A 15246-nucleotide genomic window follows, 5' to 3' on the forward strand; every position below is an offset into this window, starting at 1 on the left:
CCAATTGGTTAGACAGGCGGATCGAGCCGGATGGCGACGGGCGCATCGCGGTCCGTGCGCACGACGCCGCCCTCCTCGATCAATTCGCTCACCTGGATCAGGCTGCGCCGCTGTTCGGGTCCGTCGCGCTTCGCATCCGGCCCCTGGCGGCCCGGATGGACGAAATAGAACAGGTAGGCACGGCCGCCGCTGACGACGACGTCCGCATGGCCGCCCATCACGCCGTCGTCCGGCCCGTGGCCCGGCTGCTCCAGCAGGGTAGCATCCTGCTTGCGCCACGTGAGCGCGTCGCTTGACCGGAATACGGCGAGGCCGTGCCACACGTCGACGATCATCCACCAAGCGCCGTGCCAGCGGAACACCTTGGGCCCTTCGCCGCGCTGGGCGACGGCCAGGCCCCGGTCCGTCCAGTGTTCCAGGTCCGGGCTGTCCGCGTAATACGTGTTCTTGTGATCGAGCTCGTTGTTGTACCACATGCGCCAGGTTCCGTCGGGCAGCCGGGCCAGCGACGGGTCGATCACCTTGTCGTTCGCCAGCGGCACGCGGGCCGGATGGCGCCACGTGCGCAGGTCCGTGCTCGTCAGGTGCACGATCACGCGCGGATGCTTCCAGTCTTCGAACACGCCCGGCACGACCGTGAGGAACATGTGGAACGTGCCGTCGGCGGCGCGCACGATGTCGGGCGCCCAGTGCGTCGCGTCCTTGCCGCCCAGGTCGGGCGGCAGCTCGATGTCGGCCGTGCCGACGTAGGTCCAGTGCGCGCCGCCGTCGGGCGACTCGGCGATGCCGATGCGCGTGCCGTGCACCCACGTCACGCCCGGCAGGCCTGGCGCCGTCGCGCGCCGGTTGGTGTAGAACATCCACCAGCGGCCCCGTGCCGGGTTCCATATCAGGGTCGGGTCCGCGGCGCCGTCGTACACGGGGTCGCGGAACAGGGGCTTGGCGGCGACTTCGCCAGCGGCGGCGGGTGGCGCGGTCCGCTCGACGGCGCAGCCGGCGAGCGCCGACAGCGCCAGCAGCAGGCACGCCGACCTGGCCGCGAACGGCCGTAACGTGGACAACAAATCGTCTCCTTTTCCAGTGCGGTCTTCAGCCGCCGTCAATCTGGCGCGATGATAGTGCCGGACCGGGCGGCCGACCAATGAAATTTTTCGCGCCACCGATACGTTTTATACACGCCGGCTTCACTGGGCGGGCGGGCGCCGGCGCCGCGGCCGGTCGTCCATGCCCGCCTCGTCGACGTCGGCCGACGTCGAGCGCGAGCGCTTGTATTCGAGTTCGCCCGCTTCGTCCGGCAGCGCGGGGCCCGTGTACAGCACGGCCACGTCGGCCAGCGCGCTGGCGCGGTCGTCGCCGAAGCCGGACAATGGCGTCAGCCGCAGCCGGCGCGCCGTCACGGTCCGGCCGAAACGCACCGTCTGCGGATCGAACGTGGAGCCCAGCACGGGCCGCGCCACGTCGCGCCAGTCGGCGCCGTCGTCGCTCGCCTGGATCAGCCATTCGTGCACGTCGCCCTCGTGGTCGCGGTGGTTCTGGCGCGGCATCAGCACCAGGCCGTCGAACGGCACGGGGTGCGCGAATTCGATGGTCAGCGGCGGCTGCGGCCGCGGCGCGTCGCCCTTCACGGCGACGAGGCCATAGGTGTTCGGATCGCCGTCGACGACGTTCGCCGCGTCGGGCCAGCCGCTCGCCGTCGCGCCCAGCTTGTTCATCACGCGCGTGTCGAACAGGCTGGCGCGCAGCGCGGCGGGATCGACGGCCGTCGCCGGCTGGAAGCGCGCGCCGGCCATATAGTCGAGCAGCGAGCGGCGCAACTGGCGCGCGGCCGGGCGCTCGTCGAGCCGGTTCTCCAGGTCGAACGTCGACACGACGAGCCGGCCGCTGCCCACCTTCGCCTCGAACACCGCACCCAGCCGGTAGTTGCGGTTCCAGTCGTCGATCGGCTGGACGATGGGGCGCAGGCCGGCCGGCAGGCGCTCCAGGTTGAAGGCGCGGGCGCCCGTCACCAGGTCGCTCCACTGCCAGTCCATGTGGTCGGCCGTCGGGAAGCCGGCCAGTGCGGGATGCGCGCGGTCGACCCACAGGCCCAGCATGCGGCTCCAGCCCGGATTCATCAGGCGGTTCCAGAACACCGGCACGTCCGCGAGCGGCGGCGAGGTCCAGTCCAGGTCCGCCTTGCGCGGCAGGTACAGCACGCTGCCGCCCTGCGCCAGGCGGGCCTCGGCTTCCGGCCACGCCTGCGTCACGAGCACACCGGCGGGGACGGCCGCGTCGACCCGGTCCGGATACAGCCAGAAGTTCCAGTCGTTGGCGATGGCGGTGCCGTCGAGCCCGACGATGAGCTTGTAGTGCGCCGGCGCCGGCAAGCGCGCGAGATCCGTCGCGACCCGGCCCAGCGGGATGTTCTTCCCGATCGGGATGTCGCGCTGCGCGAAGCGCCCTTGCGCGACGGCGCGCCCGCCATCGTCCTCGATGCGCCACCACGGCCGCGAGCCGGCCAGCGGCCGTTGTCCGTAGTGCGCGATCTCGACGGGCACGTCGAACGTGTCGCGCGTCGTGAGGACCGGGCGCGTAAGGCGGGCCAGCGGCACGGTCTCGCCATTGAAGCGGCGGAAGGCTTCCGGCGTCGCATACCCCTTCGATTCCCAGAACGTGTCGAGGATGCCGACCAGCGCCGTGCCCTGGCCCAGGTAGTCGTGCAGGTCCAGCAGCTGGTAGCCGCTCATGCCGCGCGTGCGCAGCGCGGCCTCGATCTCTTCCTTGTAGCACGCGACCTGCCACCGTCCGGATGCGAGCGCGAAGTCATGGTCGCGGTCCAGCACCCCGTGGCGGCGGGCGGACTCGCGGAAGATCTCGTAATTTCCCGGCTGCAGATAGCCCGTGAACTTGTCGATGACGGAGAAATCCGGATACGCGACCCACTGCCCCATCTCGTGCGCGATGACCGGCACCTTGATGCCGTCCAGCGAGGCCGCGTAATCGCGTCCGAACCAGCCGGTCTTGTTGCGCAGCGGCTTGGGGCCGATGCGCTGCACGGCCAGGTAGTCGGTGTCCTTGTCGAGGTCCGGCACGACCTTCTCGGTGTGGCCCGTGCCGTTGGTGTACAGGCGGCGCGGGTCCTCGGCGCGGAAGCGCGCGATCCACTTCGCGAACACTTCCTTCCAGCGGCCCGACGGCTCGTTGCTGGGGCTCAGCAGCAGGAACGACGGATGGTTGCCGTAGGCGCGGACCAGGCGTTCGGTCTCGTCGACCAGCATCGCCGCGATGGGCGAACCGGGTTCGAACCGGTTCCACATGCCGGGTTCGATCTGCAGGTAGATGCCCACTTCGTCCGCCGCCTGGAACGCGGCGTCCGGCGGCGTGAACGAGTGGAAGCGGATGTGGTTGATGCCCCAGGCCTTGTTGATGGCGAAGATCTTCTTCCAGTACGCGACGTCGGTCGGCGGATACCCGGTGAGCGGGAAATCGCCGCCGTCGTGCGTCCCGCGCAGGAACACGGGGCGGCCGTTGACGAGGATGTCGGTGCCGCGCGCGGCCACCTGCACGAAGCCGAACGACACGTTCCGGGCATCGTCGGCGCCGGGTCCGCGCAGGCGCAGCCTGAGCGACTGCAGTGCCGGGTGCCACTCGTCCCACGTCTGCGTATTGCCGGGGTACTGCACGCGGAATTCGGCGCTGCCGCCGGCCTCGGTCCAGCGCACGGCGATGCGCCTGCCGTTGGCCTCGATCGTACCTTGCCCCGCCTTGCCGCCGCCGTTGCCGACCTTGAGCTTCACGAGGACGCTGCGGGTCGCCACGTCCGGGAACACCTGGGCGTCGTCGATGTACACGGGCGACGTGGCGCGCAGCTCGGCGCGGCCGACGATGCCGTTCCAGCTCATGCCGAGCGAATCCGAGATGCTGTGCGAGTCGGGCCGGTAGGCCATCAGCACGCGCGAATCCACGCGCACCGTGATGCGGTGCTTGCCCGGCGCCAGCATGCCGATGTCGTAGTCGTGCGGCGCCACGAGGCTCAGGTCGGACCCGAGCGCGCGGTCGTCGATCCAGGCGCTGGAACCCCAGCGGGGCCGCTCCAGGTGCAGCACGACCCGCTTGCCCCGCCACCCGCGCGGCACCTCGACGTCGCGCTGGTACCAGGCCGCGCCGAGGTAGTGGCGCGGCGGCTGGCTCAGGAACGGCACCTTCACCTGGCCCGGCGTCGTGAACGCCTTGTAGTCCTCGCGCAGGTTCCAGTGCTTGTCGTACAGCGATAGCACCCAGGGCGTGTGCGCCGTGATCTCGTCGCCGTAGCCTTGCGCGTTCAGGATGCCAGGGATGCGGATGCGGTCGGGCAGCGTGCGCGTGTCCCAGTGTTCGGCCACGCCGGCGTCGGCGCGGTCGAGCGCGAAGCGCCACGTGCCTGCCAGGTCGAGGGTGTCGGCGGCGTTGGCGGAAGCAGACGCCCCGAACAGCATGGCGGCGGCCAGAGCAAAACGTAAGCGGGACAGGAAGTTCATGCGGTTCTTCATTCGGTGTCGTGATCGTGCATTGTGGCATGCGTGCCCGCGTCCGGCGGCGCCGTGCCGCCAGGTTGCGGACGCCAGCGGCATGCCGCCAGGCGGTCGAGCGGCACGGCGGCCGCCATCGCGCGATAACCGGCCGGCGACGGGTGCAGGCGGTCGCCGGAATCGAAGGCTTCACGCAACCGGCCGGGCGCGTCGGGGTCGCGCAGGGCGGCGTCGAAGTCGGCCACGCCGTCGAACAGCGGGCTGGCGCGCAGCCAGGCGTTCAGCGTCAGGCGGTCCGCCTCGTTGTCCGGGCCGGGTTGGTAGATGCGGCTGCCGCCGTATGGGACGATCGTCCCCGCGATGAGGCACACGCCGCGCGCGTGCGCCTGTGCGGCCAGTGCCGTCCACCCGTCCTCCAGGTCGTGCAGCAATGCCCGGCGCGCGTCCGGCGTATCCCGTCCGGCACGATGCTGGACGCCGAGGTCGTTCACGCCGATCAGCACGAGCGCATGGGTCACGCCGGGACGATCGAGTACGTCGTGCGCGAAACGGGCCGCCAGCTTCGGACCGTTCCCGTCGGCCAGCATGCGGTTGCCGCCGATGCCTGCGTTCACGACGGCCAGCGCCGGCGCATGCGTGGCGCGCAGGCGCCGCTGCAGGTAATCCGGCCAGCGCTCGTCGCGGTCGAGACCCGCCCCGGTGCCGTCCGTGATCGAATCGCCGATCGCCACCAGCTCGGCCGCGGGCGCGGACGGCAGCACGTCGATCTCGTCGACCTGATACCACGACGTCAGCGCCCGCGCCCCGTCGAGAGCGGGCCGCGCGGCCTGGTCGCCCGGCGCGAGGAATTGCGTCGCGTGAGCCGCGATGTGGACGCTCTGGCGCGCCGGCAGCGCCTCGACGGCCAGCGACACCGCGACGAGATCGCCCGCCACGCTCGGGAAATCCAGCGGGTCGCTCACGATCTCGGCGCCCGGCGCGACGGTCACGCCGGGCTTGCCCCCGAAACGCAGCGGCAGCGGCGACCCGGCAAGGTCGCCCGCGCCGGCGCGCGCGCGGCCGACGGTCGCGGCGCCGATCGCGAGGGGCTCGTCACCGAAGCGGTTGCTGATGCGCACCCGCAGCGCGGTGCCGCCCAGCGACAGGCGCATGGCCTGGCGCAAGGTCGCGTGCGCGGCGGAGGCCGGCGCCAGCGCCACCTTGTCGTTCGGGGCCATCAGCGCCGTGCCCCAGGCGGCGATCCAGTCCGGCGCCGGCTGCGCCTGGGCGGCGGCGGCCAGCAGGCCGGCCGCGACGAGCGTCGTGCGAACCTTCATGCGAACCTCCATGCGATGTTTCCGTGTTCGTGAATGAAAAGAGCGCGACCCGCCCGGCGGATCGCGCTCCAGCCGCCCGCGGGCGCGGGCGGCGTCTCGCTCATCAACCGCCGAAGCGGAAGTTCGCGCCGGCCATGATGCGGCGGCCGGCGTAGCTGTAGTCCAGGACGCTCGGGGCGCCGCTGGAGAACGGCACGTACGAACCCTGGCTGTCGCTGGTCGCGGTGTTGCCCAGGTTGCGGCCTTCGACGAACACCTCGATGTTCGGGGTGATCTTGTAGCTGACCTTCGCGTCGACGTAACGGGTAGCGTCCTTGAAGTTCGGCGAGCCCGGGTTGTAGGCCGGCGGGCGGGTGTTGCCGCTGGCATTCGGGTAGTTGTTCAGGTAGTTGCTGCTCGAACCCGAAATATTGTTGAAGTAGCTGGCCACGCCCTGCACGGCGACGCGCGCCGACAGGCGGCCATCGTCATACCAGATCGCCCAGTTGTACTGGAACTTCGACTCGCGCAGCGGCGGCAGCGGCGTCCCGGTCAGCAGGTCCACGATGTTCTGGGTCGAGGTGACCGAGGCCAGCTTGGTGTAGTTGCCATCGAAGCCGAGATAGCGCAGGCGCCACGGCAGGAACGTGAACGCGGTCTTGGTGTTGAACTCCCAGCCCTTGCGGGTGGTCGGGACGCCGTTCTCGTACGTCGGGAAGGAGAACGGCAGCTCGGCCAGCGACCGGCCGGTGGTCGGGTCGACCAGTGCCAGGCCCAGCGTGCCGTTTTCGGTCTGGACGATCGATGGACCGACGATGCCGCGCTGGTTGAAGTACGAAAGCGAGAACATGGTGTCCTTGCTCGGGTAGTATTCCGCGCTCCAGTTCTGGTTCAGGTTCTTCTGCGCCTGCAGGGCCGGATTGCCGACGGTCTTGGTGCAGGTCTGCGTTCCTTCGGCATCGACGCGCTCGTCGTAGCGGCACAGGCCGGAAGGCAGCAGGGCCGTGACCGGCGGACGGGCGACCGTGCGGGCGCGGTTGTAGCGCACCACGAACTTGTCCGGCACGAGCCACATGGCCAGGTTGTAGATCGGCAGGAAGTCGTGCGTGGTGGCGTCCACCGCGGTGTTGGTCGACACGGTGACGTCGTTGACGCCGCCGGCCGCGTTCGGGTTGGCCGGATCGAAGGCGGCGGTCCGCGTGATCGACTGGAACTGCATGTTGCCGACGCCGTGCACCTTGGTGCGGATATATCGGTATCCCAGATTGCCTTCGAGATCCCAGCCGAACGGCAACGATCGCTCGGTGAAGGGGATGTGGTCGATATTGAAGTCGGTCATGACGTAGGCCGCTTCGGAGCGCTCGCTCATCCGCGTCACCGGGGCGTCGTAGGTTTTGCCGTCGGTGCCCGTGCAGCTGCTGACGCAGTCCAGGTTCGCATTCGTGATGCCGGCCAGCTTGAACACCTTCTGCACGTCGATGTTCGGCCAGTTGGTCACCGCGCTGTCGAACTGGCCGTTGGCGCCGTTGAAGAACTGGGTCTTCGTGATGTTCCCGGTGATCGTCTTGGCGATGATGTCCTGGAACTGCTGCGGCGTCACGGTGACCGTGCCCGAGCCCTGGCTGTCCCAGCGGTTGCTCGGCACGTAGCCGTACTGGCACTTGTTGCCGCCCGTGCCCAGCGAACCCGCCGTATCCTCGCAACCCACGAGGGTGCTGCGGACCAGGCCGCGGTTTGCGTAGATGATCGGATCCGAGCTCACCTGGTAGCCGTTGCCGACCTTGGTGTCGTACTTGGTGTCGCGCAGGTTGAAGCCGGTCTTGAAGCGGGTGAAGAAGGGAACGGCCTCTGGCATCTGGAAGGTGAAGTCCGCCTTGGCGGTGCGCTCCTCGGTACCGGTGATGCCCGGATTGTAGGTCAGCTGCGGCTGCGAATACGTCAGCAGCGGCTGCTGGGCCTGGGTGTACGCCGGTATGTTGTTGATGTACGTGGTGCCGCTCGTCTGTGCGGCTGCCTTGTCCGGCTGGACCATCTGCACGTAGTTGGCCGGATTGTACAGATTGAAATTCGAGCCCTGCGGGAAGTTGTACCCCCACAGGCCGTTCGGCGTCACGGACAGCTGCGCCGCGCCATAACGGGTGGCGAACGTGGTGCGGAATTGTTCGGTCGTATAGTTCGACTTGGCGTCGCCGACCATCCATTCGGCCGTCATCCCATCATGCCGCCATTCGCCGCCGGTCTGGAAATACTTCGTCACGGTATCGGACTTCTGGACGATCTGGTCGACGCCGGCCGCGCCGTCGCTGATACCGAAACCGGTCACGTGGTGGCTCGCATCCACGGTGACGGTCGATGGGTCGACGTTGGTCACCGCGCCCTGTACGGCCGGTCCGTTGCTGAGGTAGCTGACGTTGCCCGGGTACAGGTAGTAGCCTGCGCCGTTCGCCCCGGAGGCGACCGCACGCACGCCGTTCGTGTCCGTGAACGTCTTGGCCGTGTTGACATTCATCCCGCCCAGGCTCAGGAACGAGGTGTTGTTGTCGGTGTGCCGCTTCGAGTAACTGCCCTTGGCGTACACGGTCAACTCGCGATTCACCTTGAAGTCGGCGCGCAGGTCGAGGTCCTGGCGGCGGTCGACCTCGGTCTGGATCTTGTTGCGGATCAGCGAAGGCGTGTAGTCGTTCCACTGGTTCAGGCAGCTGATCAGTTCATTCTGGCGCTCGTTCACCGCATTGGTACGATTCGACGAGCTGAGGTTCTTCAACGTGGCGTCGGTGGTGGCCAGTTGCGGGAAGGCCGTGTAGCAGGCGGCCTTGGTCTGGGCGGCGGCCGACTTGGTCAGGATGTCGTATGGCGAATTGGTGGTGTAGTTGCCGGTGCCGTTCGTGTACGGATAGATGCCCGTCGATCCGGCGGCGGGGCCGGCCGGCGTCGTCGACGCCGGGTCGTCCATGTTCAAGGTGGACGGGTTGTACGTGAACGTCTTCTCGGGCGAATTGTCGAAGTCGATCGCACGCGAATAGCCGGCGGCCGCGCTGGTCGCGACCTGCATCTGGTGTTGTTCGTTGGCGGTCGTCGATTTCGACGCGTTCAAGATCACGCCGAGGCGGTTGTCCATGAACTTGCGCGACAGGATGACGTTCGTGTCGGGCTCCCACTTCTTGTTCAGGTTGTTCGTGGTGCCGGAAATGCGCACGGCGGCGAACGGCTCCTTGAAGTCCAGGCCGGTGCGGGTCTTGATGATGATGCCGCCGCCCAGCGAGCCCTCGACCATGTCGGCGGTCGAGCCCTTGACGACGTCAACACTCTTGATCAGGTCGGCGGACAGTTGGCGGAACTCGCTGCCGCGGCCGTTGGACGCATTGTTGGCCGACTGCACGGCCATGCCGTCGATCTCGACGCGGGTCAGGTCCGGACCGTTGCCGCGCACGGCGACGGTGACGCCCTCGCCGAAGTCGCCGCGGTCGAGCGCGACGCCGGCCATGCGCGAGATCGCCTCGCCGATGTTGCGGTCGGGGAGCGAGCCGACGTCCTCGGCGACGATCGAGTCGAGCGCGGTGGCGGCGTTTTTCTTGCGGGCGATCGACGATTGCTGCGATCGGCGGGTTGAGACGATGACGGTCGCGATGCCGCTCGCGACTTCGTTGTTGCCCTTTGCAGCCGGGGCGGCGCTCGCGCCGGTGCCGGGCGCCTGCGTGTTGGTGGCGTCCTGCGCCGGCGGATTGTCCTGCGCCAGCGCGGCGTGGCTCGCCATCAGCGAGACCGCCAGCGAGACGGCATAGGCAAGGCGGGTGGGACGGATGACGTTGCGGATGTCGTGCATTTTTCTGTCTCCTTGGTGGACCGTGGTGAGCGGTCTGTCTTTTTTCGCGGTGACGCCGCAGGTCTGGTGCTGCGGTCGTTGGCTCTTCGACTCAGGGACAGTGTAGGGTTGCGGACGCCCATCGTGATATATCAGCGGGAAATACTCATCCACGTGAGCGAAGCGTGTGCTCGAATGGCCACACGCACCGATCAAAACCACGATTGCGATACCATTTTTTGCGCGGGATGACGCCGGCGCCCTGCGAACGGTTATCGCAACGCCGCGGGCCGTGCCCGCGCCCCGCCGAAACGATCAATCCGGTGAGCGAATCGCGCGGGGGCGCACGGCGCGATCGCCCTGCGCTATCCTTGCCCGCGCAAGCCGCGCCCACCTACGAGGAGACCCGATGAAGACGACCCGATCACAGACCATCCCCGCTTTGCTTTCGCTCCTGCTGCTGGCCACGGCGCACGCCCAGACGGGCACCGTGATCGTGAACGGGACGAAGGCGCGCGCCGGCGATCCGCATGCGATCAACGCCGCGAAGGACCGGATCCTGAACGGCCGGTCGGCGTCGTCGTGCGCGTTCATGGACCCGCACAACCCGGCCTACGATCCGGTCATGACGACGTACATGAGCGACTTCGGGCTGGACGACAGCCTGTCCAACGACGTGCCGCACTTCTCCGACCTGGCGCCGGGAGGCGACGTGTCGAATGCGGTCGATTCGTCGGGCATCGCCCGCGACCCCGGCATGTCCGGCCAGATCGCGCCGACGAACACGTCCGGCTGCGGTCCCGCCGACCGGCGCTTCGCGGCGGGCCGCAACCGCATCGCGCGCAACGACAAGTCGCTCGCCTTCGGCTACGAAGCCTACGACAACAAGGACTACGCGCGCGCGCTGGAGCAGTTCACCACCGCGTGGAACAAGGTCGGCTACGACGAGGCGGCGCTGATGCTGGCGCGCCTGCACCTGTACGGCCTCGGTACGCCGAAGGACGGCGCGCAGGCCGTCGCGTGGCTGCAAAAGGTGGACAACCAGCGCTACGATCCCGCCGACCGCCTGCACTTCGATCCGGCGCACCCGGACGCGATGACTCCGCGCGTCGAAGCCGCCTTCATGCTGGCGCGGATGTACGACCGCGGCATCGGCGTACCGCGCGACGCGGACAAGGCGCGCTCGTGGTACGACAAGGCGGCCGGCTACGGCTTCGTGCCCGCCCTCGACATCCTGGGCGCGCGCGCCCTGGCCGGCAAGGACGAGCCGCGCGATCCCGTCAAGGGGCTGGCGCAGTTGAAGGAAGCGGCGGACGCCGGCTACCCGGCCGCGCAGTACCATCTCGCACGCGCCTATTACACGGCGGACGGCGTGCCGCGCGACGTCAAGATGGCCGGCGCCTACTTCGAAGCGGCGGCGCACGCCGGCATCCCCGCCGCCATGTTCGCGGCCGGGCACATGATCGACCTGGGCGAAGGCGTGAAGGCCAATCCCGCCAGGGCCATCGTCTACTACAAGGATGCGGCCCTGAAGGGCGACCGCGACGCCCAGTTCGCGCTCGGCACGTATTTCTACAGCGGCGAAGTGGTCGGCAAGAACCTCGCCACGGCAAGGCAGTGGTTCGCCGCCGCCGCGCGCCAGGGCCAGCCGGACGCGCTGTTCAACCTCGGCGCGATGACCGCCAACGGCGAAGGCGGCGCGAAGGATCCGGCCGCGGCGTACGTGCTGTTCAACCTGGCGACCCAGGCGGGCTACGACGGCGCCGCCGGCGTGCTGAAGGCGCTGACGCCGACGCTGACCGCGGATGAGCGCAAGCGCGCGGAGGCCGTGCTGCATCCGCGGGTCGCCTCGTCGCACTGACGGCCGGTTCACGCCGGCGCATAGTCCGCCGGCAGCAGCATGTCGGGAAAGCGCTCGCGCAACACGTCCAGCGCCTGCAGGGTGCCGGACAGATGATCGCGCACGGCGCGCTGGGCGCCGGCCGCGTCGCCGCGCGCGACGCAGCGCGCGATCCGGCCGTGCTGCTGCAGGATCGACAAGGCCTTGCCGTTCAGGGGCAGGTGCAGGCGCCGCAGCCGATCCAGGTTGCCGCTGCAGCTACGCATCATCGCCCACAGGTCCGGCAGCTCGGATGCGTCGTACATGCACTTGTGGAAGTCCATGTCGATGCGCGTAAACTGTTCCAGGTCGCCCGCCGCCAGGCAGCCGCGCTGGCGCGCCGCGAGGTCCAGCAGTTGCTTGCCCAGCTCCGGGCGGGGCGCCCGCGCCAGCACCCACACCATCTCCAGCTCCACGGACAGGCGGAAGAAATGCGCCTGGCGCGCCGCGGCCAGGTCGATGGCGCGCACGCGCGTCTGATGCTGCGGGTAGATGTCGACGAGGCGCTCTTCTTCCAGCCGCAGCAGCGCTTCGCGGATGGGGCTCTGCGACAGCTGGAAGTACTCGCACAACGCCGGCCGCGCCAGCACCGTGCCCGGTTTCAGGGCGAGGCCGACGATCTGCGCGCGCAAGTGCTCGAACACCTGCACGGTCGCGTTGCGCGCGCGGTCCAGGCGGAACGGGACGTCGACGGCGCTCATCGCTTACGGCCGTTCATAGAATTCCGCCTCCACGATGGACAGCGTCGACGTCGACACGCCCTTCGTGCCGGTCGCCGTATTCGCCTGGTTGGCGACCTCCGTCAGGCGCATGCCGCCGCCCTCTTCCGCGCGGCCGGCCAGCGCGATGCGCACCGTGCGGCCCTGCATGGGCTTCAAGGGCAGCGTCACGTAACCGAGGCTCGTGGGCGTGAGGCCGCTCCACGCTTCCTGGCCATCCACGTACACCTTGAGCGGATAACTGCGCTCGCGCCAGCCCGTCAGCTTGAGCACGACGTCCGTCAGGCGCGCGGCCCGGGCCAGCGTGTACGTGATCTCGGCCGCGGCGCCTGCCTTGCTCGTCCACGCGGTCGTCTCGTCGTCGTCGATGGATTTGTTCCCGTCCGGCGCATCGACCGCCGCAACGGGCACCGCCACGCGCGACACGGTGAACGAGGGTGTGGCCGGCGTCGGGCCGCGGTCCAGGTGCGCCGGCGGCGCGGGCGGCAGCGCCGCCAGGCCGTCCCGCACGGTCACCGGCGTTGAGTCCAGCACCAGCTCGGCCGGCGCCAGGCCCTGCGCACGGGCGCGGACGACGATGCGGCCGGCCGTCGGCGTCGTGCGCAGCAGCACGCGATTCACGCCGCCCTCCACCGGCAGCGAGCGCGCGAGGATGTCGTTGTCCGGCCCCTGCGCGATGCCGCCGCGCCATTCGGCCGGGCCCTGCACGTCGAAATCGACGGTGTCGAGCGCGAGCGGATTGCGGCGGCCGGCCGCGTCGACGGCCTCCACCTGCACGAGCGCCATGTCGGCGCCGTCGGCGCGCAGGCCGTGCGGCGAGACGATGGGCGTGAGGCGCAGCGCGACGGGGGCGCCGGCCGTCGCCAGCGTCGTCTCGCAGACCTGCCTGCCGTGCGCGTCGTAGCCGATGGCCTTGAGTTCGCCCGGCTGCCAGGCGACGCCGTCGAACGTGAACAGGAAGCGCGCGCTCTGCCGCGCGGGGCCGAGCTCCTTCCCGTTCAGGAACAGCTTCACGGTGTCCGCGCTGGAGACGACGGTGACCGGCTTGACCGTCCCCGCCGGATAGTTCCAGTGGCCGGCGATGTGGACGCGCGGGTGCTCCACGTCGACCCAGCCGTCCCACATGACCTGGTGCGCGTACCACGCGTCCTTCGGAATGCGCATGGCGTCCACCTCGCCGCTGCGCCGGTAATTCTCGGCACCGCGGTGGTGGGTGTTCGAGTCCGAGAACACGATGTTCACGCCGCCGCTGGACACGCGCGTGCCGGTGCCGGGCCGCTCGCGCCAGTAGTCGTACCAGCGCTTGACGTCCTCGATGGTGAAGCTGTCCTGGTTGCGGTTGTAGGCGCTCGCGTCCTGGCCCTTGTGCAGCGGCCCATCGCCGTCCTTGTGGTAAGGCGGGCTCAGATCGTCCCAGTATTTGCGCAGCGCCTCGTCGCGCGCGTACTCCATCGCCCACATCGGCATGTCCGCGCTCTTGTTTATGTACAGCATTTCGCCGCCGTATTCGGCGACCTGCTTCAGCTCCCGGCTCAGCATTTCGCGGCTGCCCGACGCGCGCCCGCCGTACGGGTCGTACTCGTCGCGCAGCGCCTTCATCGCCCGCATGTGGTCCGCGCTCACGCCCTTGTTGCCGCTTTCGTAGAACACGATGCTCGGGTTGTTGCGGTTGTACACGATGGCGTCGCGCATGACCTCGAGGCGCTGGTCCCAGCGGCGGTCCTTGACGTCGCCTTCCGAATCGCCGGCCGGCATCGCCTCCATCAGGCCCAGGCGGTCGAGCGATTCGACGTCCTGCTTCCACGGCGTCACGTGCATCCAGCGGAACAGGTTCGCGTTGCCGGCCAGCGCCAGGCCGTTGCTGTAATCGGAGAGCCACGCGGGCACCGACATGCCGACCGCCGGCCATTCATTGGTCGTGCGCTGCGCGTAGCCGTGCACCTGGATCACGCGGTCGTTCAGTTCGATCATGCCGTTGCGGAACGCCGTCTTGCGAAAGCCGGTGCGGGTCGTGACCGCGTCGAGCGGCCTGCCGTCGACCTTCAGCGTGGTCACGACGTCGTACAGATAGCCGTAGCCCCAGCTCCAGAAGTGCAGGCCGGCGACGGGCGCGTCGGCCTTCAGCGTGACGGTGGCGCCGGGCGCGATGGCCTGCGCGGGTGCGGCGAAATGCGCGACGCGCGTGCCGTCGCGGTCGCGCAGCTCGACGTCGTATTCCACCTTGCGCGCCCTGCCCGATTCGTTGCGCACCTGCGACTCCGCGTGGACGGTCGCCTTGCCGTGCGCGATGTCGAAGTCGCGCGCATACACGTACACGCCTGTCGTGCCGAGGCTCGCGAGCAGGGGCAGCGTCTGGTACACGGGCTCCGTCACGTGCAGGCGCACGTTCTTCGACAGCCCGCCGTAATTGGCATAGAAATTCTTGTCGTTCCACTGGAAGCGCTGGCCCGTGGCCCGCTCGCGGTAGTCCCAGCTGTTGTCGGTGCGGACGGCCACGACGTTGTCGCCCTTGAGGAGCGCGCCCGAGATCTCGACGCCGAACGCGTTGATGCCGTTCTCGTGCAGCCCGACGGATCGGCCGTTGACGAACACCTCGGCGGCCTGGCGCGCGCCCTCGAATTCAAGGAACACCTTCTGGCCGGGCTTCAGGCCGGGCACCCGGAAATGCTTGCGATACCAGGCCACGCCCGTGGACAGGTCGGCGATGTCCTTGCGGAAGGCGTCGTCCTCGTTCCATGCGTGCGGCAGGCTGACGGGCTTCCACGCGCCGTCGTCGAAGCCGGGACGGGCCGCGTCCCGCGGGTCGCCGACGATGAGCTTCCAGCCGGGGTTGAAGTCGTACAGGGCGCGCGCCGCGTGGGCCGGCGCGGCGGCGGCGAGCGCCATCGCCAGGGCAAAACGGAGATTCATGAAGGTCCAGTCAACGGGAAAGTGGGCACTGAAATATTAGCAGTCCAGTATTCGACCTTCGCGTGCTCCCGCCAATTACTCAACATGCTGAGCGTTCGCCGCGCCCCGATTGACGCCCCTGCCGTTTGGGCAGGTAATGACGGTCCAACAACAA

General features: G+C 69.0%; 7 protein-coding genes. 1 reads left to right on the top strand and 6 read right to left on the bottom strand.

Annotation, left to right across the window (positions count from 1 at the left end):
• Positions 1 to 8: 8 nt before the first annotated feature.
• The 4 genes from U9J41_RS05620 to U9J41_RS05635 form a co-directional block, all read right to left on the bottom strand.
• Positions 9 to 1061: a family 43 glycosylhydrolase gene (locus U9J41_RS05620; RefSeq protein ID WP_322400754.1), complete on the bottom strand. Its 1053-nt coding sequence runs from the start codon at positions 1059 to 1061 to the stop codon at positions 9 to 11.
• Between the two features lie 123 nt (positions 1062 to 1184).
• Entirely contained in the window at positions 1185 to 4496 is a 3312-nt protein-coding gene (locus U9J41_RS05625) for a discoidin domain-containing protein (RefSeq protein ID WP_322400755.1), read from the bottom strand.
• 8 nt (positions 4497 to 4504) lie between these two features.
• Positions 4505 to 5803 carry an SGNH/GDSL hydrolase family protein gene (locus U9J41_RS05630; RefSeq protein WP_322400756.1) on the bottom strand — a complete coding sequence of 433 codons (1299 nt, stop codon included), beginning with the start codon at positions 5801 to 5803 and terminating at the stop codon, positions 4505 to 4507.
• Between the two features lie 103 nt (positions 5804 to 5906).
• A complete protein-coding gene (locus U9J41_RS05635; protein ID WP_322400757.1) occupies positions 5907 to 9605 on the bottom strand; it encodes a TonB-dependent receptor in 3699 nt (1232 codons plus the stop codon).
• 388 nt (positions 9606 to 9993) lie between these two features.
• Here U9J41_RS05635 and U9J41_RS05640 point away from each other — a divergent pair, with 388 nt between their 5' ends.
• Positions 9994 to 11445 carry an SEL1-like repeat protein gene (locus tag U9J41_RS05640; protein WP_322400759.1) on the top strand — a complete coding sequence of 484 codons (1452 nt, stop codon included), beginning with the start codon at positions 9994 to 9996 and terminating at the stop codon, positions 11443 to 11445.
• 8 nt (positions 11446 to 11453) lie between these two features.
• Here the strand turns inward: U9J41_RS05640 and U9J41_RS05645 are convergent, their stop codons facing one another.
• Entirely contained in the window at positions 11454 to 12164 is a 711-nt protein-coding gene (locus U9J41_RS05645; RefSeq protein WP_322400760.1) for a GntR family transcriptional regulator, read from the bottom strand.
• A 3-nt stretch (positions 12165 to 12167) separates the two neighbouring features.
• Positions 12168 to 15092 carry a glycoside hydrolase family 2 protein gene (locus U9J41_RS05650; protein ID WP_322400761.1) on the bottom strand — a complete coding sequence of 975 codons (2925 nt, stop codon included), beginning with the start codon at positions 15090 to 15092 and terminating at the stop codon, positions 12168 to 12170.
• Positions 15093 to 15246: the final 154 nt, after the last annotated feature.

The sequence above is a fragment of the Massilia luteola genome, assembly GCF_034420155.1.
GTDB lineage: Bacteria > Pseudomonadota > Gammaproteobacteria > Burkholderiales > Burkholderiaceae_D > Telluria > Telluria luteola.